Source organism: Halobacteroides halobius DSM 5150 (genome assembly GCF_000328625.1).
Taxonomy (GTDB): Bacteria; Bacillota; Halanaerobiia; order Halobacteroidales; family Halobacteroidaceae; genus Halobacteroides; species Halobacteroides halobius.
The window spans coordinates 2,619,125-2,642,061 of the sequence record NC_019978.1 but is presented as its reverse complement, the minus strand read 5'-3'; the positions used below and the strand labels follow the sequence as shown (position 1 = coordinate 2,642,061).

General features: G+C 31.9%; 30 protein-coding genes and 1 riboswitch. Of the genes, 29 read left to right on the top strand and 1 reads right to left on the bottom strand.

The window, feature by feature from the left end; all coding sequences use genetic code 11:
• The first annotated feature begins 53 nt into the window (after positions 1 to 53).
• The 11 genes from rsmG (at position 54) to HALHA_RS12810 (ending at position 9,620) form a co-directional block, all read left to right on the top strand.
• Positions 54 to 770, top strand: coding sequence for a 16S rRNA (guanine(527)-N(7))-methyltransferase RsmG (gene rsmG / locus HALHA_RS12860; protein WP_041607888.1), 717 nt, complete (start codon positions 54 to 56; stop codon positions 768 to 770).
• 13 nt (positions 771 to 783) lie between these two features.
• The gene (locus tag HALHA_RS12855; protein ID WP_015328209.1) at positions 784 to 1,203 is read left to right on the top strand and encodes a hypothetical protein; all 420 of its coding nucleotides are present in this window, start codon (positions 784 to 786) and stop codon (positions 1,201 to 1,203) included.
• 325 nt (positions 1,204 to 1,528) lie between these two features.
• The gene (gene hydG / locus HALHA_RS12850; RefSeq protein WP_015328208.1) at positions 1,529 to 2,914 is read left to right on the top strand and encodes a [FeFe] hydrogenase H-cluster radical SAM maturase HydG; all 1,386 of its coding nucleotides are present in this window, start codon (positions 1,529 to 1,531) and stop codon (positions 2,912 to 2,914) included.
• Positions 2,889 to 3,131 (top strand): hypothetical protein, encoded by a 243-nt coding sequence (locus HALHA_RS12845; protein ID WP_015328207.1) that lies wholly within the window; start codon positions 2,889 to 2,891, stop codon positions 3,129 to 3,131. Before hydG ends, HALHA_RS12845 begins: the two co-directional genes overlap by 26 nt.
• Positions 3,132 to 3,578: 447 nt before the next feature.
• The gene (gene hydE, locus HALHA_RS12840) at positions 3,579 to 4,949 is read left to right on the top strand and encodes a [FeFe] hydrogenase H-cluster radical SAM maturase HydE (RefSeq protein WP_015328206.1); all 1,371 of its coding nucleotides are present in this window, start codon (positions 3,579 to 3,581) and stop codon (positions 4,947 to 4,949) included.
• A complete protein-coding gene (gene hydF / locus HALHA_RS12835) occupies positions 4,927 to 6,144 on the top strand; it encodes a [FeFe] hydrogenase H-cluster maturation GTPase HydF (RefSeq protein WP_015328205.1) in 1,218 nt (405 codons plus the stop codon). Before hydE ends, hydF begins: the two co-directional genes overlap by 23 nt.
• Before the next feature lie 24 nt (positions 6,145 to 6,168).
• Positions 6,169 to 7,308, top strand: a complete 1,140-nt coding sequence (locus HALHA_RS12830) for an aminotransferase class V-fold PLP-dependent enzyme (RefSeq protein ID WP_015328204.1) — start codon at positions 6,169 to 6,171, stop codon at positions 7,306 to 7,308.
• An 82-nt stretch (positions 7,309 to 7,390) separates the two neighbouring features.
• Positions 7,391 to 7,483, top strand: a riboswitch (cyclic di-GMP riboswitch).
• A 160-nt stretch (positions 7,484 to 7,643) separates the two neighbouring features.
• Entirely contained in the window at positions 7,644 to 8,315 is a 672-nt protein-coding gene (locus tag HALHA_RS12825; RefSeq protein WP_015328203.1) for a DUF554 domain-containing protein, read from the top strand.
• 54 nt (positions 8,316 to 8,369) lie between these two features.
• Complete coding sequence (locus tag HALHA_RS12820) at positions 8,370 to 8,732, top strand: hypothetical protein (protein WP_015328202.1); 363 nt, start codon at positions 8,370 to 8,372, stop codon at positions 8,730 to 8,732.
• Between the two features lie 50 nt (positions 8,733 to 8,782).
• Positions 8,783 to 9,202, top strand: a complete 420-nt coding sequence (locus tag HALHA_RS12815) for a bactofilin family protein (protein WP_015328201.1) — start codon at positions 8,783 to 8,785, stop codon at positions 9,200 to 9,202.
• Positions 9,192 to 9,620 (top strand): GNAT family N-acetyltransferase, encoded by a 429-nt coding sequence (locus HALHA_RS12810; protein ID WP_015328200.1) that lies wholly within the window; start codon positions 9,192 to 9,194, stop codon positions 9,618 to 9,620. The genes HALHA_RS12815 and HALHA_RS12810 overlap by 11 nt, the downstream gene beginning before the upstream one ends.
• Before the next feature lie 3 nt (positions 9,621 to 9,623).
• Here the strand turns inward: HALHA_RS12810 and yyaC are convergent, their stop codons facing one another.
• Entirely contained in the window at positions 9,624 to 10,310 is a 687-nt protein-coding gene (gene yyaC / locus HALHA_RS12805; protein WP_015328199.1) for a spore protease YyaC, read from the bottom strand.
• A gap of 126 nt (positions 10,311 to 10,436) precedes the next feature.
• Between yyaC and HALHA_RS12800 the strand changes: the two genes are divergently transcribed.
• The 18 genes from HALHA_RS12800 to HALHA_RS13385 all read left to right on the top strand — a co-directional run bounded on the left by HALHA_RS12800 (position 10,437) and on the right by HALHA_RS13385 (position 22,834).
• A complete protein-coding gene (locus HALHA_RS12800; RefSeq protein ID WP_015328198.1) occupies positions 10,437 to 11,486 on the top strand; it encodes a YkvI family membrane protein in 1,050 nt (349 codons plus the stop codon).
• Entirely contained in the window at positions 11,476 to 12,612 is a 1,137-nt protein-coding gene (gene alr / locus HALHA_RS12795; protein ID WP_015328197.1) for an alanine racemase, read from the top strand. The genes HALHA_RS12800 and alr overlap by 11 nt, the downstream gene beginning before the upstream one ends.
• Positions 12,600 to 13,457 (top strand): mechanosensitive ion channel family protein, encoded by an 858-nt coding sequence (locus HALHA_RS12790; protein WP_015328196.1) that lies wholly within the window; start codon positions 12,600 to 12,602, stop codon positions 13,455 to 13,457. The genes alr and HALHA_RS12790 overlap by 13 nt, the downstream gene beginning before the upstream one ends.
• Before the next feature lie 75 nt (positions 13,458 to 13,532).
• A complete protein-coding gene (locus HALHA_RS12785) occupies positions 13,533 to 13,715 on the top strand; it encodes a DUF951 domain-containing protein (protein ID WP_015328195.1) in 183 nt (60 codons plus the stop codon).
• Positions 13,716 to 13,741: 26 nt separating this feature from the next.
• Positions 13,742 to 14,839 carry a redox-regulated ATPase YchF gene (ychF, locus tag HALHA_RS12780; RefSeq protein ID WP_015328194.1) on the top strand — a complete coding sequence of 366 codons (1,098 nt, stop codon included), beginning with the start codon at positions 13,742 to 13,744 and terminating at the stop codon, positions 14,837 to 14,839.
• 104 nt (positions 14,840 to 14,943) lie between these two features.
• A complete protein-coding gene (rpsF, locus tag HALHA_RS12775) occupies positions 14,944 to 15,228 on the top strand; it encodes a 30S ribosomal protein S6 (protein WP_015328193.1) in 285 nt (94 codons plus the stop codon).
• Positions 15,229 to 15,247: 19 nt separating this feature from the next.
• Entirely contained in the window at positions 15,248 to 15,646 is a 399-nt protein-coding gene (locus HALHA_RS12770; protein ID WP_015328192.1) for a single-stranded DNA-binding protein, read from the top strand.
• A gap of 31 nt (positions 15,647 to 15,677) precedes the next feature.
• A complete protein-coding gene (gene rpsR / locus HALHA_RS12765; protein WP_015328191.1) occupies positions 15,678 to 15,887 on the top strand; it encodes a 30S ribosomal protein S18 in 210 nt (69 codons plus the stop codon).
• A 102-nt stretch (positions 15,888 to 15,989) separates the two neighbouring features.
• On the top strand, positions 15,990 to 16,310 hold the full coding sequence (locus HALHA_RS12760) for a MazG-like family protein (RefSeq protein WP_015328190.1): 321 nt from the start codon (positions 15,990 to 15,992) through the stop codon (positions 16,308 to 16,310).
• A gap of 10 nt (positions 16,311 to 16,320) precedes the next feature.
• On the top strand, positions 16,321 to 17,211 hold the full coding sequence (locus tag HALHA_RS12755) for a DUF2232 domain-containing protein (protein ID WP_015328189.1): 891 nt from the start codon (positions 16,321 to 16,323) through the stop codon (positions 17,209 to 17,211).
• Positions 17,212 to 17,238: 27 nt separating this feature from the next.
• Positions 17,239 to 17,685 carry a 50S ribosomal protein L9 gene (gene rplI, locus HALHA_RS12750; RefSeq protein WP_015328188.1) on the top strand — a complete coding sequence of 149 codons (447 nt, stop codon included), beginning with the start codon at positions 17,239 to 17,241 and terminating at the stop codon, positions 17,683 to 17,685.
• 98 nt (positions 17,686 to 17,783) lie between these two features.
• Entirely contained in the window at positions 17,784 to 19,115 is a 1,332-nt protein-coding gene (dnaB, locus tag HALHA_RS12745) for a replicative DNA helicase (RefSeq protein WP_015328187.1), read from the top strand.
• Between the two features lie 102 nt (positions 19,116 to 19,217).
• A complete protein-coding gene (locus tag HALHA_RS12740) occupies positions 19,218 to 19,688 on the top strand; it encodes a hypothetical protein (RefSeq protein ID WP_015328186.1) in 471 nt (156 codons plus the stop codon).
• Between the two features lie 5 nt (positions 19,689 to 19,693).
• On the top strand, positions 19,694 to 19,999 hold the full coding sequence (locus tag HALHA_RS12735; protein ID WP_015328185.1) for a hypothetical protein: 306 nt from the start codon (positions 19,694 to 19,696) through the stop codon (positions 19,997 to 19,999).
• A gap of 171 nt (positions 20,000 to 20,170) precedes the next feature.
• Complete coding sequence (locus HALHA_RS12730) at positions 20,171 to 21,439, top strand: transposase (RefSeq protein WP_015326168.1); 1,269 nt, start codon at positions 20,171 to 20,173, stop codon at positions 21,437 to 21,439.
• A gap of 118 nt (positions 21,440 to 21,557) precedes the next feature.
• A complete protein-coding gene (locus HALHA_RS12725; RefSeq protein WP_052326484.1) occupies positions 21,558 to 22,046 on the top strand; it encodes a sensor histidine kinase in 489 nt (162 codons plus the stop codon).
• Between the two features lie 19 nt (positions 22,047 to 22,065).
• Positions 22,066 to 22,707 (top strand): accessory gene regulator ArgB-like protein, encoded by a 642-nt coding sequence (locus tag HALHA_RS12720; protein ID WP_015328183.1) that lies wholly within the window; start codon positions 22,066 to 22,068, stop codon positions 22,705 to 22,707.
• A 4-nt stretch (positions 22,708 to 22,711) separates the two neighbouring features.
• On the top strand, positions 22,712 to 22,834 hold the full coding sequence (locus tag HALHA_RS13385; RefSeq protein WP_015328182.1) for a cyclic lactone autoinducer peptide: 123 nt from the start codon (positions 22,712 to 22,714) through the stop codon (positions 22,832 to 22,834).
• The last annotated feature ends 103 nt before the right edge of the window (positions 22,835 to 22,937 follow it).

Genomic DNA, 22,937 nt, shown 5'->3' with positions numbered 1-22,937 from the left:
GTTAAGAAGGTACTTAGTGTAAAAAAAGTTAAAGGAAAGCAAGGTGATATATGATGGATTATAAAGAAAAACTAACTAAGGGTAGTAAAGAATTAGGGATAGATTTAAATCAATCCCAAGTAGAACAATTTTTAAATTATATGCAAGTTTTAAGAAAATGGAATAAAAAGATTAATCTCACTGCTTTAGATAAACCGGAGGAAATTATCGTTAAGCATTTTTTAGATTCTTTATCTTGTGTAAAGGGAATAAATTTAGTAGGAAAAGAAAAAGTTATTGATGTAGGAACTGGAGCTGGATTTCCTAGCTTACCCCTAAAAATTATTTATCCAGACTTGGCCCTTACTTTGCTAGATGCCTCTAAAAAAAGAGTTAGTTTTTTACAACGGGTATGTTACAAGCTAGGGTTATCTAAAGTAGAATTTATTCATGGCCGAGCCGAAGATTATGGGCAAAATGATGATTATCGAGAAAGGTATGATTACGCTGTAGCTAGAGCAGTTGCTAGTTTAAATGTTTTATCTGAGTATGTAGTACCATTTGTTAAAAAAGAGGGCCAATTTATTGCTCAAAAGGGACCTGAAGTAGAACAAGAGGTTATCAATGGAGAACAAGCAATCAAGTTATTAGGTGGTAAAGTGCTTAAAGTAAAGGAGATCACCTTGCCTTTTAGTGAAGCTGAGAGAAGGTTGGCGATTATAGATAAAGTTTCTTCTACTCCTGTTGAATATCCTAGACAGGCAGGTCAACCTAAGAAAAAGCCTTTGTAAAAGGAGGACTAAAATGAAGAAGTTAGTTATAGCTTTAATTTGTTTAATTGTTTTATTAGTTTCCCCTCCTATAGCAGCCCAAGTTAAAATTAGTACTTTATTAACTACTGAAGGTTTGGATCCACAAGGAAATCCTGTTACTGTTAAACGAAAATTTAGTTTAAGCCAAAATCAAGGTGTTCAATATTATGTAAGTTGGCTTGATGACCAGCAAGCTCATAATGTAGCTGTTAAGTGGTTTGATAGCCAAGATAAATTAATCAACCTATTGGTTTTAGAAGAATTTGCTGGAAATATTGTTAGGGATTACATTAGTTTTTCTCAGCGAACGAAGACGCAATTTTTTATTCCTGATCAAGTGGGTAACTATCAAATTTATCTCTATGTGGATCAGGAGTTAATTGCTGTAACTGAATTTAAGATTACTAAATAATTATCCTACATTTTCGGTGTTTATCGGAAAGTCAGTACTCTTCCACTATTTTTTCCGAAAGAATCGGTAATAGTAGTTTGCACTAGATCAAGGAAGAGTGTTATAATGAGTTTAGTAATTGAATACTTATTAAATAAAGATTCCTAATAAAGTGGGAGGTAATCCTGCTTTAGAGGGAGGACAATAACATCGATTTATAACTCTTAATGAAAGGGGGAACCTGCTCATCCAGAGGTATAAGCTTTAGGTATAGTAGACTAAGACTTATCCTTTGGGGTAAGTCTTTTTGTTTTGTAATTAGAAATTAAAAATTAGAGGTGATAAAATGAGTTATGATTTTATAGAAGATGCTAAGTTAGAACGGATTTTAGATATGGTAGAACCAACAGCAGAGGAAATAGAACGTATTATTAATAAATCATTAAATAAGAAACGTTTGAATCTAGAAGAGACTGCTATCTTACTTCAGGCCAAGAAACCAGCCTTAGTAGAAAAGATTTTTGCTGGGGCCAAGGAACTAAAAGATAAGGTTTATGGAGATCGAATTGTTTTATTTGCTCCGCTTTATGTAGGGAATAAGTGTATTAATAATTGTAAGTACTGTGGATTTAAAGCTTCTAATGATGAAGTTGATCGTTGTACATTAACTCATCAGGACTTAGCTCAACAGATTAAAGCTTTAGAATCTAGAGGGCAAAAGAGATCTATTTTAGTCTATGGAGAACATCCTGATTATGATGCCGATTTTATTGCTGATACTGTTAAAACAGTATATCAGACTAAACAGGATAAAGGCGAAATTAGACGAGTTAATATCAATGCTGCTCCACTTGAGGTTGCAGGATATAAGAAATTAAAGGAAGTAGGAATTGGAACCTATCAAATATTTCAAGAGACATATCACCATGATACTTATCAGCAAGTTCATCCTTCCGGACCAAAGTCTGATTTCAAATGGCGTCTGACGGGCTTAGATAGAGCTATGGAGGCGGGAATTGATGATGTAGGTATTGGGGCCTTATTTGGATTGTATGACTGGAAATATGAAGTTCTAGGCTTATTAGAGCATACTATTCACTTAGAAGAGAAGTATGGAGTTGGCCCGCATACTATTTCTTTTCCTCGTTTAAAAGAAGCTACTAATATGGATATTGATGAAGAATATTTAGTCGATGATGATGAATTTAAGAAACTAGTAGCTATCTTACGTTTGGCAGTGCCTTATACTGGTTTGATCTTAACAGCTAGAGAAGAAGCTGAAATTAGACGTGAGGTAATTGAACTAGGTGTTTCTCAGATTGATGCCGGAACTAGAATTGAGATGAATGGTTATACTGAAAAGGATGAAGAACAGGATTTAAACCGAGAACAATTTAAGATTGGTGATACCCGTTCTTTAGAAGAAGTAATTCATGAACAGGTTGGTAATGGTAAATTACCTTCTTTTTGTACAGCTTGTTATCGGCTTGGTAGAACTGGAGAACATTTTATGGAATTTGCTATCCCAGGTTTTATCAAACGGTATTGTACTCCTAATGCTATCTTAACTTTTAAGGAATATTTAGAGGATTATGCAACTGAGGAGACTAGAAAAGATGGTGAAGAATTGATTGCTAATAAGATGGCTGAAGTTAATAACCAAGAAATCAAAGAGGAATTAGAAGGTAAGTTAAGGCGGGTTGAAGATGGAGAACGAGATTTATACTTTTAAAACAGATGTAAGTAATATAGTAGATAAAGCTAAGATGAAGGTTTGGCTAGCTAGAAAGTATGGTAAAAGAGTAGAGCATATTTTCAAAGTTGGAGAAGAACAGTTTACTTCTCCAGAGGTAATAGTTGAGAATTCAGATTATGTGTTACTAGGACAGAATATTAAAGAGAAGAAAGAAGAACTGATAAGTTTATTTAAGCAATATTTTTTAGATTAGAATTAAATTTAATTGATATATAGTTTAACTTTTAGATTGCTGAGAGAGGATTTCTCACTAGATAAATTTCTCAAAATTCGTCTAAGCTTACTTCCATAAAAATAAGGTTAAGCTAATCAAAAATAGATGATTAGCTAACCCAAACCTTATTTTTATTCCAGTTCACTAAGACTCATTAATGAAAAATTTAAAAGTCGTTGCGAAACCCTCTCCAGTAATTATTAAAGGTATTGTGGAGCTTTTGGACTGTCTTATAGTTTTTGTTCATATGGTTTGAATGAAAGGTAAATGAGATATGAATAAGCAAATCTATGATTTGATTTATCTCATTTTACCTGGAATGAAATGAACAAAAACTATTTAAGGAAAAAGCCACACAATGCCTGATTGAGAAGTGCAACTGTGTAATTTCAGATACAAATTTAGAAGTTGAAAGCAGGTGCTAAAATGGCTTTACGTGATAAATTTTTAGATGAAGCAAGTAATCAGCAGTCAGTTCTAGTTTGTGCTTCTACTCATCATATGTTAGAAGCTAATCAGAGATTAAAAGAAGGTAGGATTAAGACTGAGTTGGTTCCTACACCACAAGGGATTGGGTCAGCTTGTACTACAGCTATTCGGTTTAGTAGAGAGCAGGAGCATAAAGTAGAGCAACTACTTAACCAAGCTACTGGTATTGAATGGGAAGATATTTATCCAATTGAGAAAAAGGATAGAAGAGAAGATTGGCAAGATTTATTAGAACTTGATTTAAGAGATAAGTTTAAAAAGACTTTAAGTAGAGTGGCCCAGGATGAAGTATTATCTAAGTCAGAAGTAATTACTCTTTTGGAAGCTGAAAGTGATGATGAATTAGAGGCATTATTTGAATCTGCAAATAGAATGAGACAAGAAATGGTCAGTGATATGGTTGATATTCGGGCGGCAATTGAGTTTTCTAATTATTGTACTAAAAACTGCAACTATTGTGGTCTGCGTCGTGATAATGATGTAAAACGATACAGGATGACTGAAGATGAGATTTTAGAGGGAGTAGCAGAGATAAATGAATTAGGAATAAAAACTGTTATTCTCCAGTCTGGCGAGGACCCTTGGTATACTACGGATAAGATTGTTAGTATCATAGAGCGGATTAAAGAGGAGTTTGGCATGAATATTACTCTTAGTCTAGGTGAAAGATCCTATGAAGAGTATAAGATTTTTAGAGAAGCTGGGGCCAATAACTACTTACTGAAGATAGAAGCAGCTAATCGTTGTTTATTTGATCAGATTAATCCTGATGATGATTATGAGATACGAAGACAACATACTAAATGGCTAAAGGAGCTAGGTTATATTACTGGTTCTGGAGGAATGATTGGTCTTCCTAATCAGACTATAGAAAACTTAGCTCAAGATATTTTATTTCAGAAGAAGTATGGGATTCATATGATAGGGGTTGGCCCATTCTTGCCAGCTGATGGAACCCCATATCAAGATTATTCTGCGGGAGACTTTTTATTATCCCTAAAGGTAGTAGCAGTTATGCGTTTGGTCTGTCAAAATGTCTTTATACCTTCAACTACTGCTTTAGCTTCTTTAACTGAGGATGGCCAGACAGAAGGATTAAAGGCCGGGGCCAATGTAATTATGTTGATTATGACTCCACCGGCACTACAGGAAAACTATCAGATTTATAGCAACAAGAATATGGTTGATTTGGATTTTGCTATTCAGTCTATCTTGGAAGCTGATCGGAAGATACCACCTTATATTAATCTAGACCAACTTAAGCGAATAGATAGGAGTGAGATAAATGCAGAAAACACCACAGGCTAATCGGGTTCATATTGCTATTTTAGGGCGCAGAAATGCTGGGAAATCAAGCTTGATCAATGCTTTAACTAATCAAGAGTTGGCTGTTGTTTCTGATGTAGCAGGAACTACTACTGATCCTGTTTATAAATCAATGGAGTTACTTCCTTTAGGACCAGTAACAATGATTGATACAGCAGGAATTGATGATACAGGTGAATTAGGTAAGTTACGAGTTAAGAAGACAAAAGAAGTCTTAAGTCGAACTGATTTAGCAGTATTAGTAGTGGATCCTGAACAAGGCGTTGCTGATTATGAAAAGGAACTATTACAAGAAGTAGAAGATAGAGAGATTCCTGTAGTAGGAGTAATTAATAAAGCAGATAAGCTAGACAAAATAGATAAAAAAGAGTTAATGAAAGAATTAGGACTCAAATTAATAACTGTTAGTGCTACTGAAGAGACTGGAATTGAAAAATTAAAGAAAGAGATTGTCTTTGCTGCTCCAACTGAGTTTGAAGAGCCACATATTATTGGGGACTTAATTAACCCTCAAGATACAGTTGTTTTGGTAGTGCCTATAGATAGTGCTGCACCTAAGGGGCGTTTGATTTTGCCTCAGATGCAGACTTTACGTGATGTATTAGATAGTGATGCTCAAGCAATGGTTGTTAAAGATACTGAACTAGAAGAAGCATTAACAGAACTTAAGTCGGAACCGGAGATTGTAGTAACCGATTCACAAGCTTTTAACGGAGTATCTGCTGATGTACCAGAGGAAATTAAGTTGACTGGCTTCTCTATTCTTTTTGCTCGTTATAAAGGTGATTTAGAGATTTATACTAAAGGTGTTAAAGGGATTGAAGCATTAAACCCGGGAGATAAAGTTTTAGTAGCTGAGTCTTGTACTCACCATCGAACTGCTGAGGATATAGGGACAGTCAAGATTCCTAATTGGATTGAAGATTTTGTAGGTGGTGAATTAGAATTTGATCATGTAGCCGGACGAGAATTTCCTAATAATATTGAACAATATGATTTGATTGTGCAGTGTGGTGGTTGTATGACTAATAGAAAGGAAATTTTATATCGTTTAAAGAAGGCTAATAGTTTAAATATTCCAGTTATTAATTATGGGATGTTAATTGCTCATGTGCATGGCATTTTAGACCGAGCTTTAGCACCATTTCCAACTGCTAAAGAAATATGGGAAGAATAAGGAATAGAAAAGAGGATAATGAAAATGATTTATCTTGATAATGCAGCGACAAGTTGGCCCAAACCAGAAGTAGTCTATCAAACGATGGATCAATTTATGCGCCATAAAGCAGCAAATCCAGGTCGGGCTGGACATAAAATGGCTGCTCAGGCTGGTGAGCTAGTCTGGCAGACAAGAAATTTATTAGCTAAATTTTTCAATGCTCATCGTAGCCAAGAGATTATTCTAACTAAGAATGCCACAGAAGCTTTAAATTTAGCCCTGCAAGGTTATCTAGAAGCAGGAGATCATGTGGTTACGACTAGCTTGGCCCATAACTCTATCTTACGACCACTTAAGGAATTTGAACCAGAGATTGAGGTAACAATTGTTGAAGCAGATAATTCAGGTCAGATTAAGCTAGAGCAGATTGAAGCTAGTCTACAGCAAAATACTAAGTTAGTAGCTGTAACTCATGCATCAAATGTAACAGGTTTTTTATTACCTATAAAAGAGATTGGGGAGTTATTAGAAGAAAAGGATATCAAATTTTTAGTTGATGCAGCTCAGACAGCAGGGGTCTATCCTTTGGATGTTCAAGAGATGAAGATTGATATGTTAGCCTTTACTGGACATAAGTCTTTATTTGGCCCGCCAGGTACGGGGGGGCTCTATTTAAATAATAGTATAGAACTTAAACCATTATTATCGGGAGGAACCGGTAGTAATTCCGAAGATATTTATCAACCCCGGATTTGTCCGGATAGATACGAGAGTGGAACAGCTAATACGGTTGGTTTAGCTGGTTTGAAGGCTGGGATAGAGTTTATTTTAGAGGAAGGTTTGGATAGTATTAGACAGCATGAAGAGGAATTATTAGATTATTTAATCAGCAAATTAAAAGAGATACCAGAAATTACTTTATACGGGCCAACTAATATAAACAAGCAAGCTCCTTTATTATCAGTTAACTTTGGAGCTGAAGATTCTGGTGAGCTAGGCTATATCTTAGATAAGGCTTTTGATATAGCAGTTAGAACTGGTCTGCATTGTGCACCCTTGGCCCATAGAAGTTTAGGTACTTTTCAAAGAGGCACAGTTAGATTTAGTTTAGGCTATTTTAACACCTTAGATGAATTGGAAGAGGTAATAAGAGTTAGTAAAGAAATAGCTGCTAAATTGTAAAGATTAAAAATAATACTTTATTGAAGAAGGAAAATAAAATATTATCTAGTATTATTGTAATAAGCAATCAAATATAGAAAATCCTCGAAAATGGCACACTTATCGAAAGATAAGGTCGCAAAGCTATGAGTCTAAGGTACAATAATCATTGTACTAAGATCGTCAAGTTACCGAAAGAAATATAGGCTTATAACAAGGCTCTATTCTTTAATTTAAGAGGAATAGAGCCTTTCTTTGTTAATCAATGATTATCGTTATCATTTATTATAGGTGATATTATTTAGCAGGAATTCAAGCCAAGATAAGGAATATGTAAGATAAGGAATGGTGATATAATGACGGGGACTATAGTAAATACTATTGCAATTATTATAGGTGGTACTTTAGGAAGGTTTTTAGGAGATAAATTAACTGATTCTATTAAAGATGTAGTAATGCAAGGGTTAAGTTTAGCTGTTTTATTAATAGGATTACAGATGGCTTTAAAAGCTAATCAAATTATTTTAGTTATATTTAGTCTGGTAATTGGAGGGATAATTGGGGAATTACTAAAAATAGAGACTAAATTAGAACAGATAGGCATCTGGTTAGAAAAAACTTCTGGTCAAAAGGGGGAAATTGTAACAGGTTTTGTACAGTGTAGCTTGATTTATTGTATTGGTGCAATGGCAATTATGGGGGCTATTCAGGATGGATTACAGAATAATCCAGCTACTTTATATGCTAAATCATTATTAGATGGTTTTTCTGCGATTGCTTTCTCTTCTACGTTAGGGATAGGGGTTATTTTATCTGCTTTTTCTGTTCTTATTTATCAAGGTTCAATTACTTTATTAGCTAGTTCATTAAAAGGGATTTTAACCCCAACTGTGGTAAATGAAATGACAGCAACTGGAGGGTTGTTAATTATTGGGATTGCTTTTAACATATTAGAATTAACTAATATTAAAGTAGGTAATTTATTACCTGCTGTTTTTATAAATGTTATACTAGTGACTTTAGTTTGAATTAATACATAATAAAAAGTTATATGAGTATTTATAAAAGGAAAGGAGGAAGAAATGTTTTCTGAAAAGCAAAGAAAAGAATATACTTTTCAAATTATTCCTCATGTTTCCCGTGATATATTTAAGGTTGGTTTGTCTAAAAAAATAGTTAAAATAATTATTAGTTGTTTATTAATCGGATTAATAGCTTTAGTAGGTTCTTTATGTTATTATTATTATAGTTATAATAACTCTTTAGAAAGAATTGATAATTTAATATTATTTAAAGAAAAAAACAAAGAACTAATATCAAATAATCAATATTTATATAATGAGTTAATTGAAATTTCTAATGAAACTGAAAAGATTAACAAAGTGCTAAATCAGCTTAAGAAAGAAGATTATAAGATTAGAAAAATTATTGATTTCAATAGTTAATGTAAAATGTTTAAATTTAAGAGATTATATTAAATATGGGGGATCTATTAATGTTTAATAAAAATAATGATGACAAGAATAATGTAGGGACTGTTATTAGTCAAGGGACTGCTATTGAAGGAGAGATAGCAGTATCAGAGTCAATTAGGATTGATGGTCAATTATACGGGAAATTAATTGCAGAAGGTGATGTGTTTATTGGGAAAGAAGGTAATTTAGAAGCTGATATTACCGGTAATAATGTAGTAATTGCTGGTACAGTAAAGGGGAATATTAAAGCAGAAGATAAATTAGAAATTATAAGTACAGGAAAATTAAGTGGAGATATTAGCATTTCCAATTTAGTTATTCACGATGGAGGTGTTTTTGAAGGAAGTAGTACAGCTAACTTGGCACAATCTAACCTTAATGCAACTGAAGAAAGTTATGAAGAGGATACTTCATTAGAGGATGAAGAAGATGAAAGTTAAGGTTATTAACTCAGAAGGGGATTTAGATAGAGCCTTAAATTTAAGAAAAGAGGTTTTTGTTGCAGAACAAGGAGTACCATTAGATTTAGAAGTTGATGGTAATGATCAAGAAGCAATTCATTTTATAGTAGAGAATAATGGTCAATTAATTGGTACTTGTCGACTAATGAAATCAAACTCACAAGTTGCTAAATTGGAGAGAATGGCTATTAAATCTAAGTATCGTAAACAAGGCGTAGGTAGTAAATTAATAACAGAAGTTATAGATTTTGCTCAAAGTAATAATTTTAAAAAACTAATATTACATTCTCAGCTCCAGGCTAAGGAATTTTATTTAAAACATGATTTTGAAATTGCTTCTAATCAGGTAATTAAAGAAGCTGGAATTGACCATTTTAAAATGAAAATGGAATTATAGAAACTATCTTAAGCTTTTAGCTAAAGCATAGGAGATTATTTTAGCCATTTTAAATACTATATTTAATCTTGTGCTTTGTAAGACAAAGTATTCCATATATCCTGATACATTAACTAAACCAGTAATATGTAGATTTCCTATTTCAGGTAAATCTTTGTTAACTCCTGAACCAGGGCGTAAAGGACCGTGTTTAACGCTAATTGAACCAACACTTTTATTCTTTCCTAATCCAGCGTCAATGGCAATAATAAAAGGATTATTATACGTTCGCTGGATTACCTCTATTTTTTCTTCCAAATTAGTAGCGTGAACTGGAGCTTCTAGAGTTCCGAAGATATCAACTTTATTATTTAAGCGAAAATTTGTTAGTTTTGATCCTACTAACGGGCCAAGAGCATCTCCAGTAGAGCGATCAGTTCCCACACAGGTTACGATTAGTTTTTGGGTGGAAGAATGATATTTTAGTTCTAATTGCCTATTAATAATCTTCTTTAGATTGGAAATTGCTAAGGGATCATCAATATGTACTCGATCTCGAGATAATAATTCCTGGCGATCAAATGTTGTAGAAGATGTATTTTGGAGACTAAGGTAACATTGTTGACAGACAGGTTGGTCTGCAAAGATAAATTTAAATTCAGTTAGAGACATACCACAATGTTGACAATACATTTGCCTATTTCCTTTCAAATTAATCCCTCCCTAAAATATATTGTCATTTTTTATTATATGTAGATCCATCAAGTTTAAACTGTAATATTTTACTAAATTTATTTTGTGTCTTACCTCATATATATTAGATGGGGGAGGGATAATATGAAATTAGATCGATATTTACAAATAACACTAACATATATTGGAGCTGTTATTGGAGCTGGTTTTGCTTCAGGACAAGAGATATTACAGTTTTTTATTACATATGGTACCAGTGGTTTATCAGGGATTATTTTAGCTGGATTGCTATTTATAATATTAGGTAGTAGTATTGTGTTAATTGGATATGACTTAGAGCTACCTGATTACCAAAGTTTATTTTACCAATTAGGAGGTAGCTTTCTTGGTTTATTAGCCGATATATTCTTAACTTTATTTTTATTAGGGAGTTTAATTGTTATGTTAGCTGGTTGTAAAGAAATCTTTAATTATTTCTTTACCTTGGAGATAAATTTAGGTTTAATAATTACTCTAATTATTATAGCAATAGCTAATTATTATGGATTAAATGGAATAATGAAGTTAAATAGTTTATTTACACCAATTTTAATTTTAATTAGCTTAGTGGTAGTAATCAATTTAAATAATAATTTTGGGCTTAGCTTAGAGCAATTTTCTTTAAGCATGCCGGCGATAGTTTCTTCTTTTGTTTATGCAGGATATAATACAGTATTAGGGATAGTTGTTTTATTACCCTTGACTACTAAAATAAAGAAGCAGGAAATGATATTAGGAATTTTTACAGGAGGTATCATCTTAGGATTAATTGCTTTATTAATTGGTTATAATTTGTATTATTTTTTTGACGATATAGCTGGTAGTGAAATGCCAATGTTAGAGTTAGTAAGTAAGTATAAAGTTGAGTTTCATTATATTTATGGTGTAGTATTGTGGTGTGCTATGATTACCACAGCTAGTTGTAACTTATATGGTTTAACAGAGAGAATTAAGTCGATTATAAATTTAAGTAGAGGTAAATTGGTTATTATAATTTTAGCGATTATATTACCAGTTGTTAATCTTTCTTTTTCTCATTTAGTAGAATTGATCTATCCTTGGTTAGGAAAGATAAGCTTGAGTTTAGTAGCAGGACTAATGATTGTTTTTTTCGGAAAGAAAGTTTATAAAGGAAGTGGTGATTATGGTCACTAGCCCTAGTTGGGTAGAAGTCAATTTAGATGCAATTCAGTATAATATTCAGCAGGTTGATAAGCGGTTAGACTCTAATACTAAAATAATGGCTATTGTAAAGGCCAATGCCTATGGTCATGGAGCAGTTGAAGTAGCAAAAGAAGTATTAAATGGAGGGGTAAATTATTTAGGAGTAGCTACAGTTAACGAAGGTGTTAAATTACGCCAAGCAAATATAAAAGCTCCTATTCTAATTTTAGGTACTACATTTTCTCAACAAGTAACCGATGTAGTTAAGTATGATTTAACGCCAACAGTTTATACTTATCAGCTAGCTGAGCAATTATCTAAGAAGGGCCAAGAGGTTAAAATTCATTTAAACTTAGATACAGGAATGGGGCGGATTGGCTTAAGGTCAGATGAAACTATAGAAAAAATAAAAAAAATAGCTAAGCTATCCAATGTGAAAATTGAAGGAATCTTTACTCATTTTGCTAAGGCAGATACAGATTTAGATTATACTAAGAAACAGCTCAATGAGTTTAAGGCAGTTGTTAACCAATTAGAAAAGCAAGGGATTAAAATTCCTATTAAACATACTGCAAATAGTGCAGCGATAGTTAATTATTCTGCTAGTCATTATAATTTAGTAAGGATGGGGCTAGTATTATATGGATTGTATCCCAGGCCTGAGTTAGCAGATAAGATAGAACTAAAAGCAGCACTAAGTTGGAAAGCTAGGATTGCTCACCTTAAAGAAGTTCCTGCTGGGGTAAGTATTAGTTATGGTGGAAGATATATTACTTCTACTACTACTAAAGTAGCTACTTTACCGCTTGGTTATCATGATGGCTATTCTCGTAAGTTATCTGGGGTGGGTGATATTCTTTATCAGGGCCAACGTTACCCCGTTATTGGGCGGGTTTGTATGGATCAATTAATGGTAGATATGACAGGAGCTCAAGCAGCAATTGGTGATGTAGTTACTCTGTTAGGAAGTGCAGGAGAAGAAGAAATATCTGCTAATGAGTTAGCAGATAAAATAGGGACTATTAATTATGAAGTAATTAGTAGAATTGGCCCAAGAGTACCACGAGTATTCTATAAGCAGGGGGAAATTAAGGAGGCTAAGCTATGGAAGAGTTAGTAGAGTGGTTGGCCCGCTTTTTCTCTCCAAATCTATTAATAAAAATTGGACTAGCTTTATTACAATTAGTAGGGATTTTAATTACCACTAAGTTATTATTAAGATTTGGTTATTTCTTTTTAGAAAGACTTTTTAAAGGCAAGAATAAAAGTGATAAATACATTAGACAGCGTAATAAAACATTAAATAGCATTTTAAAGAGTGCTTTAAGGTATATTCTGTATTTTATTGGTGGTACTATGGCGCTCGAAGTTTTAGGAGTACCGACTACTTCAATTATAGCTGGTGCTGGAGTAGTTGGTGTGGCTGTTGGTTTTGGTGCTCAGAGTCTAGTTAAAGATATAATTACAGGCTTTTTTATCCTCTTTGAAAAACAGTTTGTGTTAGGAGATTATATCAAGATAGCTGGTCAAGAGGGCTTTGTAGAGGAGATTGGATTAAGGGTCACTAAAATAAAAGATTTTGATGGGATTATTCATAATATTCCTAATGGTAGTATTAAACAAGTGACTAACTTGACTGCTAGTGCTAGAAGAGTTGTAGTAGATGTAGCAATTGATTATCAACAAAATATTCAAGAAGCAATTACTATCTTAGATGAGTTATGCCAAGAGGTAAAAGAAGAGCATACTAATATAATCAAAGACGGGCCAACTGTCTTAGGAGTTCAAGAGCTAGCAGCTTCAAGTGTTAACTTACGCATTACGGCTATGGTTGACCCTTTTCAAATTTGGGAAATGGAGCGAATTATAAAGCAGCAGGTTAAGGAGCATTTTGATGAAAGAGAAATTGAGATTCCCTATAAGCACTTAACAATTGTTAAGAAGAGTGAAGAATTAGTATGATTAATTCGGTTGCATTTTCTGCTAATTACTTATATACTTTTGTAAGGAGAATAAACAAGCTATGGAGGTGACAGTGTGGAATTTACTGTTGGTGAAGTGGTACAATTTAAGAAAGAACATCCGTGTGGTAATGATAAATGGGAGATTTTAAGAGTTGGAGCTGATGTTCGGGTACGATGTATTGGTTGTGGAAGAATGATTATGCTACCTCGCAAGAAATTTGAAAAGAGCGTTAAGCAAAAAGTTGATAAACTGTAAACTAACATAAAGGAGCGGTCTAAGTTATGGGTATGAAATGTGGAATTGTAGGACTACCTAATGTAGGTAAATCTACTTTATTTAATGCAATTACTGAAGCAGGAGCCGATTCAGAGAATTATCCTTTCTGTACAATTGATCCTAATGTGGGAATTGTAGATGTTCCAGATAAAAGACTTGATAATTTAACAGAAATAATTGATCCTCAAGAGACAATACCTACAGCAATTGAATTTGTTGATATTGCTGGTTTGGTAAAGGGGGCTAGTAAAGGAGAAGGTTTAGGAAATAAATTTTTAGGTAATATTAGGGAAGTAGATGCTATTGTTCATGTTGTACGTTGCTTTCAAAATGATGATATCACTCATGTAGAAGGAAGTGTTGATCCTTTACGTGATATAGAGATTATAGAAATGGAGCTAATCTTAGCTGATTTAGAGAGTGTGACTAATAAAAAAGAAAAGACTGAAAAAATGTTAAAGACAGGCGATAAAATGTATAAGGAACAATTTGAAGTATTAGAGAAAGTAGAAGCAGTTTTAGAAGAAGGTAATCCAGCCCGTATGTTAGATTTATCTGATAAAGAAAAAAAGTTAATTAAAGATTTAAATCTATTAACTTTAAAACCAGTCTTATATGCTGCTAATGTAGGAGAGGATGATATTACTAAAGATTCTATTCCATTAGTTGAAAAAATAGAGAACAAAGCAGCTCAAGAAGATGCTGAAGTAGTTACAGTTAGTGCTGGTGTAGAAGCTGAAATTGCTGAATTAGAAGGTGCAGAAAAGGAATTATTTTTGGAAGAATTAGGAATAGAGGAATCTGGTTTGGATAAATTAATTAAAGCAGGATATAAATTATTAGGTTTAATTACCTTTTTCACAGCAGGTGAGAAAGAAGTTAGAGCTTGGACAGTAAATAAAGGAGCCACCGCTCCAGAAGCCGCAGGAGTAATTCATTCTGATATGGAGCGAGGTTTTATTAGGGCAGAAGTTATTAGTTATGAAGAATTAGTAGCAGTAGGATCATTTGCTAGTGCAAGGAATGCTGGGACATTACGCTTAGAAGGAAAAGATTACATAATTAAAGATGGAGATGTTTGTTACTTCAAATTTAATGTTTAATTTAACTTCAAACTTTGCAAACTGCTTGTACTATGTTATAATAATATTTGATTCCATGCTCTAACTTAGTTTAGAGCCAATGACCATATGGGGAGGTGAAGGTAATGAGAAAATATGAAACTATGTTTATTCTTAATTCTGATTTAGAAGAAGAAGCTACTGAATCATTAGTAGAGAAGTTAACTGGTGTAATTGCTGATAATGATGGTGAATTAGTTGATGTAGATGAATGGGGTACAAAAGAGTTAGCTTATGAGATTAATGACCAAAAAGCTGGTTATTATACAGTAGTTAATTTTGAGGGAACTCCGGCAACTGTTAATGAATTAAAGAGAAATTATAAAATTAATGATAATGTTATGAGATATATTGTCTTAAGAGATGAATAAATAGTAGGTGGTGTTTTGATTGCTAAATAAAGTTATATTAATTGGTAGGTTAACTGATGACCCTGAATTGCGATATACTCCAAGTGGAACGGCTGTATGTAATTTTACATTAGCTGTTGAACGTAACTTTAGAAATCAAAATGGAGAATATGACACCGACTTTATTGATATTGTTGTTTGGAGAAAGCAGGCAGAAAACTGTGCTAACTACTTATCTAAAGGTCGTTTAGCGGCGGCAGAAGGTAGATTGCAGATTAGGTCTTATGAGAATAATGAAGGGCAACGGCGTAGAGTAACTGAAATTGTTGCAAATAGTGTGCAGTTTTTAGAGTATTCAAATAACAACAACAATAATAATAATCAAAACAACAATCAAGGACAATCTAGTGCGGAAGAAGATATAGATGTTCCGTTTTAGTAAAAGCGAAGATCTATAAGGAGGTGACGTTATGGGACGTCGAAAGTCTTGTGAATTTTGTGCAAAAGGTTTAGATGGAGTTGATTATAAAGACTTAAAGACTTTAAAAAAATATATTACTGACCGGGGAAAAGTACTACCTAGAAGAATTACAGGTAACTGTGCTAAGCACCAACGTGATATAACTAAGGCAATTAAGAGAGCTAGAAATATGGCTTTATTGCCTTTTAAAATTGATTAATTTATAAAAAAGGAGGTTATAACCTCCTTTTATTTTAATTTTGCAGGAAAAAGAAATTTCTTCCAGAAATAGGTGATAGACACTTTTTTTGGGAGGTTCGCCATGAAGAAGTATAATTCTAAAGATAGATCTATTACAAAGAATTTAAAGATTATCGAGTGGTTGAAAACAGAATTATTAGATAATGTATCTACTTTATTTAAAGCAATGTTTAATAAAGATGATGAGTTTGAATTACTAGATATAATAGTTAAAATTATTATGTCGGCTTATTTATTGGCCCAAAGATTAGGGTATTCATTTGACCAGGTAGATAGGAAGTTAGAAAAAAAGTTAAATCGTAATATTGATGATAAACACCAAATTGAAAATTGGTATGGTGACTTAAGTAAACTACTGGAACACTTGCGAAAGCGAAGTTGAGGTGTTATTATTGAAGACTAAGGCATTAGTAGAGGGGGCATTATTAGCAGGGCTTACTGTGATAATGACTATCTTAGGTTTCTTTTTACCTTTAGGTAGTTTTATATTATTAATAACTCCCTTACCATTGATTGTTTTGGCTGCTAGATGGAGTAGTAAGTTAAGTATTATGGCTAGTTTAGTAAATGCCATTCTTTTGATGATTTTAATTAATCCTTCCTTATTACTGCTAAGTATCTTTTATACTGGTTTAATTGGTGTTAGTATGGGGGCAGCTTTTGAGGAAGAATTCTCTGCGAAATTAATTTTAGCTGTAGGAAGTATAGCAGTAATTGTATCATTTATCGTTAGTTTATTTGTTGGAACTTATATATTTAATATTGATATTTTAAAACAGTTAGAGGCAGGATTTGATTTAGGAATTGGGGTTTATCAACAATTAGGAATATCTGGTGAAACAGTTAAAGAATTAGGGGCTCAAATTGTTACTTTAATTAAAGAGACTTATCCGGCTTTATTCTTAAGTAGTGGTGTATTAGTGGCAATTGTCAACTACTATTTTAGTGCTAAGGTTCTAAATCGCTTTTCTGAATATAGTTATCCTCCGTTACTTTCTTTAGAGAAAATGAGATTATCTAAATATATAGCATTTTTGTATATTTTATCAATTATTTTTAATCAACAGATAGTTTGGAAGAACATTTACATTATTGCTAATTTTTTAGTATTGTTAGAAGGGGTAGCTGTGATTTATTATTATATATTAGAAGGTAGAATAAATAAATTAATAATAATTTTAGCTATAATTTTCTTCCCAATTACTATGCAAATGTTATTATTTGTAGGGTTGGCTGATATTTTATTTGATTTTCGTAGATTAAGTAAAGAAAATCTTACTTAACTTTATTTACTATAATGGAGGGATAGTATGAAAGTTATTTTAAAGCAAAATGTTAATGGTTTAGGAAAAAAAGGAGAAATAGTTGAGGCGGCTGATGGATATGCCCGTAATTTTTTATTTGCCAAAGGATTAGCTAAGGAGGCAAATCAAGGGAATCTAAACAATTTACAACAGAAGAAGAAAGCTAAAAAGAATCGAAAGCAAAGAAAACTAGAAGAGGCTAAGAAAAAAGCTGAAAAGATTGAAGATAAAGTATTAGAACTTTCAGTTAAAGCTGGAGACAATGGTCGATTATTTGGTTCAGTAACTTCTAATGATGTTGCTGATAAAGTACAAGAAAAAACAGGAGTAAAAATTGATAAGCGTAAAGTACAGTTATCTGACAATATTAAAAGTTTAGGTACTACAAAGGTTGATATTAAGTTGCATAAAGATGTTACAGCTACAGTTAAAGTTAAGGTTGTAGAAGCTTAAAGAATAAATTATTATATACTTAAGAGGTAAAAAGAGTAGCTAACTGGTGCTACTCTTTTTGAATTTATCTAGTATATCTTAGAGGGGGTGAATTAATAATGAATGAGGTGGAAAAAGTCCCTCCTCATAGTTTAGATGCAGAAAAATCTACTTTAGGATCAATGTTATTAGATCGTGATGCTATTGGTAAAGGGATTGAGATATTAACCTCTGATGATTTTTATTGGCAATCACACTCTATTATCTTTGGAGCAATTAGTCAATTATTTGAGGCTGGTGAACCAGTTGATTTAGTAACTATCAATCAACAGTTAAGAGAAGATAAAAAATTAGAAGAAGTAGGTGGAGCATCTTATATAACTTCGTTGGTTAATAGTGTTCCTACAGCAGCTAATATAGAGCATTATGCTAAGATTGTAGGAGAAAAAGCGATGTTAAGGCGATTAATTAAGGTAGCAGGAGAAATTTCTCAACTTGGTTATAGTGAAGAAGAAGATGTAGATACCTTATTAGATAAAGCTGAAAGTCGTATTTTTGAAATTTCTCAAACAAGAAGGACAGATGGTTTTGCTAATGTTAAGGATGTATTAATGGATACTTTTGATCGCTTAGAACAGTTACATGAGCACAATAGTGATGTAACAGGAGTCCCAACTGGTTTTAGTGATTTAGATAAAATGACTTCTGGTTTTCAAGAGTCTGATTTAATAATTATTGCAGCAAGGCCTAGTATGGGAAAGACTGCTTTAGCTTTAAATATAGCACAATATGTAGCTGTGGAAGAGGATATTCCAGTAGCTATCTTTTCACTAGAGATGTCAAAGGCACAGTTAGTACAAAGAATGTTATGTACTGAGGCACAGGTTGATAACCATAGACTGCGAACTGGTAAATTAAGGGATAATGATTGGCGTAGATTATCCCAAGCAGCAGGTCGTTTAGGAGAATCGAATATATTTATTGATGATACTCCAGGAATTAGTGCTATGGAGATGAGGGCCAAGGCTAGAAGAATCAAAACTGAACACGGATTAGGTATGATTTTAATAGATTATTTACAATTGATGCAAGGAAGTGGAAGTTCTGAGAGTCGTCAATTAGAAGTATCTAAGATTTCTCGTTCTTTAAAAGGTTTAGCTAGAGAATTGGATGTACCAGTAGTTTCATTATCTCAGTTAAGTAGAGCAGTAGAACAAAGAAATGATAAACGACCTCAACTTAGTGATTTAAGGTCTAGTGGTTCTATTGAGCAGGATGCTGATGTAGTAGCATTTATTTATCGTGATGAATATTATAATCCTGACACGGAAAAACAAGGGATTACTGAAATTATCGTAGGAAAACAACGGAATGGTCCTGTAGGTACAGTAGAACTAGCTTTTCAAAAAGAATATACAAGATTTGTTGATTTATCTAAGAGAGAAGGGTAGATGATTTTCATCTACTCTTTTTGCTATATTGCAGGAGATTTGCGAAATTTGTCGAAAGTCAAAGATAATAATTAATATTTTATTGATCTTTGGAGGGATATGATGAAACTATCTTTAGGACAAATCTTATTTGCAAGTTTACCACAAAGTTTTTTATTAATTTATGTTTGTTTAGGTTTATATAATATTAAGACTAGTTTATGGGATAATATTAAAATCACACTAATCTATATGATTAGTTTATTCAGTCTAAGAAATCTATTCAATATGTATGGGCTACATACTTTTATTTTAATTTTACTGCTTATTGTAATATTTAAATTAATTATTAAAGTAGACTGGAAGGTAGCAATTATTTCTTCAGTATCTGGTTTCAGTCTATTAATGATAGGAAACTCCCTAGTGCTCCCGTTTGTTGTTAATTACCTACAAATAAGTGTAAAACAAATTATGCAAGGTGGTTTAATTCAATATTTACTCATTGCTCATCTTGTCAATCTCCCCCTGTGGTTAACTGCTATAGTTATTTATTATTGGGACTTTAATATTTTTAACTTGTCAGAAAGGATATAGTTATTATGAAAAATAATAATAAATCCAAGCTATATTATGTAATTATTATTCTTATAAGCCAATCATTTTTATTACTACTAGTTGCTACTTGGAGAGATATAAACGTTTTTAATATTGTTTCTAACAATACTTTATTAGAAATTATTTTATTTACTGCAATTATTTTATCTCTTATATCTATTGTTTTAATTAAAGAGTTATTTAAAATGGTTAATCGAGAAATGGAGTATAAAATTCAACAAATAAAATTATCAGAAAAGAGAAAGTTGATTAGAAAATTGAGAGAGCAAAAACATGATTTCTCTAAGTAGAGTTTCCCCATTTTTTCAAAAATAATAAATTAGAACTTATTGATAATAAAATTGTGGATAACTTTTGGTAAAACAGATAGTAACTGCTCTAAAATAAAAAAAGGTGAAATGAACTCCTAAATTTGGTATAATTAGTTTGGCAACCAAAACCAAATAGGAGGTCATTTCACCATGATTAATTATACCAAACTTATCTATCAATTGAAACGAAAATTATCAACTTTTTCAGATAAAATCACTAAAAATTTATCAAAACCAAAATCTAAATTCATTTTTCAAATATTATATGGTCTATTAGAAAGTCAATCTATATTATTAAGTGAAATTTCTAGAGCTTTAAAAGAAGATATAACATTAAAAAAAGTAATTGATCGTTTATCTCGCAATTGTAAAAATTTTGATCAAAGATCAACAGTTATGAATAATTATATTAATTCAGTTAAAACATGCATTAACGAAAACACAATTTTTTGTTGTGATAAATCTGATATAGTTAAACCTGCAAGCAAAAAATTAGAAGCATTAGACCAAGTTCGTGATGGAAGCACTGGGAAAATTAACGATGGTTATGATACTTTTGAAATTGCAGCATTAACAGAAGAACATGAGATGCCGCTTTCTGTATATTCTCGGGTTTATTCTACTAAAGAAAAAGGATTCAAAAGTCAGAATATAGAGACTATCAAAGGTCTTGATTTTGTTAAATCACACTTTGGGAATCAAGGTATTTATGCCTTAGATCGTTGGTACGATAATAATCGTTTTTATAAATATTTTACAAAAAACAATGATGAATGTAATTTTGTTATTAGAGCTAAAAAAACTAGAAATGTTATTTATAAAGGGCAAACAATGAATATATTAGATGTAGCAAAGTTTTACAAAGGTAAATATGTTGCTAATTTTAAAGATAAAAACAATAATCCCCAAAAAGCAAAGTATAGTTATGCTGAAATAAAACTTCCTGCTATGCCAGATAAAGATTTAACTATGGTTATAGTAAAAGGGCTTGGGCTAACCCCTATGATATTAATTAGTAATTTAGCTCCTGAATCAAAAAAACTTACTAAAACTATATTTGAAGCATACTTAAAAAGATGGAAAGTAGAAGAATACTTTCGATTTAAAAAACAACAATTCAATTTAGAAAATATTAGAGTCAGATCTTTAAATAGTATTAGAACTATGGATTTGCTACTTAGTATTTTAATTGGTTTTATTGCTATGCTGTCAGAAAAGCGAAATAAAACTAAATTAAATATGTGGATAACTAAATTATCTGAAAGAATTTATGATATCCCCGAATTTGATTATTATGCAATAGCTACTGGAATTTATAATATTTTCAAGAAAACCCGAACAGGTATCCAAAGTTTTATTAATAAAAATATCAAATACCAACAATCACAACAATTAATGTTGTCTAAACTATTGCTATAATAGCAATGTTGGCTTGCTGGTATTATAATTTTGGGGAAACTCTATTTTCTCTAATCATTTACAAACTATTTATGGTATGGTACAATTAGGTAAAAAGAAGGAAATATTTGATTATATTATGTCAGTAACTAAAGATTTAAAACAGATTAACTTAAAGCAACTTCAAACTTCTGATTCAATTTTAGATTCTATTCTAATTCCTAAAAAGATAGAAGCTAAGCAATTGGGGATAGAGTTGATATATCAGATTGATCCAGGAATAGAGGAAATTAAATTATCATTAAACAAAATCTTTAGGATAGTTTCTAATTTAGTTGATAATGCCGTTGACGCTATAGAAGTAAATAATGAAGGTACAGAGCAAATTAGGGTTGAGGGGATAAAAGAAGATGAGAGGTATATATTATCAATTTATAATACTGGTTCTTATATTGAGCCAAAGTTGTTAGATGATCTTTTTAAGGCTGGAGTCTCTAGTAAAGGTCGAGAACGAGGTTATGGTTTATATATTGTTAATTCATTAGTAGAACAAGGTCATGGTGAAATAGAAGTTAAAAGTGATAAAGACTATGGTACAGAGTTTAAATGTTATTTCAGTTTGAAATAATTTGGGTAAGGAGGTTAGAATGGTGCAGCAACAAGATAAATTTGATTTAATTAGTAACAAAATAATAGATACTTATTATCAAGAATCTTCACCTGAAGAAAAAGAAATATTAGTTTTTGGAACTAAAATTATATTAGTAACTGTAATAGGTTATTCATTAATTTTATTATTTGGTTCACTATTAGGAGTGGGCTATTTAGCTTTAATTGCAGCAGTCACAGCTGGGGTAATTAAGATTTTTTCTGGTGGAGTTCATGCTTCTTCTCTTATACAATGTGTTACCTCAGGAACAATTATGTTTAATTTGTTTGGTTTAGCAGCTAAATATTCAACTTTTTATTTGAAAGGAAAAATAATTATTTTATTATTTGGAACTTTATTAATTGGATCTGTAATTATTGATATTTATGCTCCGGCTATTGTTAAAGAGAAACCAATTAATTCTAAAAGTAAGGCATCTAGATATAAAATTTATTCTTTTATTTCTTTTTTTATTGTTCACTTAATTTATTTTAGTTGTTATAAACTAGGAGTTGCTAATCAATTTGTAGTAGCTGGCTTATTGGGGGTTATATGGCAATTATTTAGTCTAACCCCTCTATCTTATAGATTATATAATAGAGATTATATTACAGTAGAGCAAGCAATTGAGGGGAGGTGAAATAATGAAAGCAAAACAGGCTGTAAAGAAGATAATTAAGATAGTAGCTAAAGCTAATGTTTCTTCTACAAGCATAACTCTTAGTTACCAACCAGAAGTACCTAAGGCTTTAAAAGAAAAAGAATAATCTAAACTAAAGATTTGTTTTATGAGCCCTTATACAATTAGGGGCTCTTTTTTTATAGATAATTAGTTCTAATTCCGAATTTATCCTAGAGAATTACGAAATA

Bases quoted from the DNA above. Each gene is read 5' to 3' on its own strand.
- rsmG (WP_041607888.1), top strand. From the start codon at position 54: ATGGATTATAAAGAAAAACTAACTAAGGGTAGTAAAGAATTAGGGATA.
- HALHA_RS12855 (WP_015328209.1), top strand. From the start codon at position 784: ATGAAGAAGTTAGTTATAGCTTTAATTTGTTTAATTGTTTTATTAGTT.
- hydG (WP_015328208.1), top strand. From the start codon at position 1,529: ATGAGTTATGATTTTATAGAAGATGCTAAGTTAGAACGGATTTTAGAT.
- HALHA_RS12845 (WP_015328207.1), top strand. From the start codon at position 2,889: ATGGAGAACGAGATTTATACTTTTAAAACAGATGTAAGTAATATAGTA.
- hydE (WP_015328206.1), top strand. From the start codon at position 3,579: ATGGCTTTACGTGATAAATTTTTAGATGAAGCAAGTAATCAGCAGTCA.
- hydF (WP_015328205.1), top strand. From the start codon at position 4,927: ATGCAGAAAACACCACAGGCTAATCGGGTTCATATTGCTATTTTAGGG.
- HALHA_RS12830 (WP_015328204.1), top strand. From the start codon at position 6,169: ATGATTTATCTTGATAATGCAGCGACAAGTTGGCCCAAACCAGAAGTA.
- HALHA_RS12825 (WP_015328203.1), top strand. From the start codon at position 7,644: ATGACGGGGACTATAGTAAATACTATTGCAATTATTATAGGTGGTACT.
- HALHA_RS12820 (WP_015328202.1), top strand. From the start codon at position 8,370: ATGTTTTCTGAAAAGCAAAGAAAAGAATATACTTTTCAAATTATTCCT.
- HALHA_RS12815 (WP_015328201.1), top strand. From the start codon at position 8,783: ATGTTTAATAAAAATAATGATGACAAGAATAATGTAGGGACTGTTATT.
- HALHA_RS12810 (WP_015328200.1), top strand. From the start codon at position 9,192: ATGAAAGTTAAGGTTATTAACTCAGAAGGGGATTTAGATAGAGCCTTA.
- HALHA_RS12800 (WP_015328198.1), top strand. From the start codon at position 10,437: ATGAAATTAGATCGATATTTACAAATAACACTAACATATATTGGAGCT.
- alr (WP_015328197.1), top strand. From the start codon at position 11,476: ATGGTCACTAGCCCTAGTTGGGTAGAAGTCAATTTAGATGCAATTCAG.
- HALHA_RS12790 (WP_015328196.1), top strand. From the start codon at position 12,600: ATGGAAGAGTTAGTAGAGTGGTTGGCCCGCTTTTTCTCTCCAAATCTA.
- ychF (WP_015328194.1), top strand. From the start codon at position 13,742: ATGGGTATGAAATGTGGAATTGTAGGACTACCTAATGTAGGTAAATCT.
- rpsF (WP_015328193.1), top strand. From the start codon at position 14,944: ATGAGAAAATATGAAACTATGTTTATTCTTAATTCTGATTTAGAAGAA.
- rpsR (WP_015328191.1), top strand. From the start codon at position 15,678: ATGGGACGTCGAAAGTCTTGTGAATTTTGTGCAAAAGGTTTAGATGGA.
- HALHA_RS12760 (WP_015328190.1), top strand. From the start codon at position 15,990: ATGAAGAAGTATAATTCTAAAGATAGATCTATTACAAAGAATTTAAAG.
- rplI (WP_015328188.1), top strand. From the start codon at position 17,239: ATGAAAGTTATTTTAAAGCAAAATGTTAATGGTTTAGGAAAAAAAGGA.
- dnaB (WP_015328187.1), top strand. From the start codon at position 17,784: ATGAATGAGGTGGAAAAAGTCCCTCCTCATAGTTTAGATGCAGAAAAA.
- HALHA_RS12740 (WP_015328186.1), top strand. From the start codon at position 19,218: ATGAAACTATCTTTAGGACAAATCTTATTTGCAAGTTTACCACAAAGT.
- HALHA_RS12735 (WP_015328185.1), top strand. From the start codon at position 19,694: ATGAAAAATAATAATAAATCCAAGCTATATTATGTAATTATTATTCTT.
- HALHA_RS12730 (WP_015326168.1), top strand. From the start codon at position 20,171: ATGATTAATTATACCAAACTTATCTATCAATTGAAACGAAAATTATCA.
- HALHA_RS12725 (WP_052326484.1), top strand. From the start codon at position 21,558: ATGTCAGTAACTAAAGATTTAAAACAGATTAACTTAAAGCAACTTCAA.
- HALHA_RS12720 (WP_015328183.1), top strand. From the start codon at position 22,066: ATGGTGCAGCAACAAGATAAATTTGATTTAATTAGTAACAAAATAATA.
- HALHA_RS13385 (WP_015328182.1), top strand. From the start codon at position 22,712: ATGAAAGCAAAACAGGCTGTAAAGAAGATAATTAAGATAGTAGCTAAA.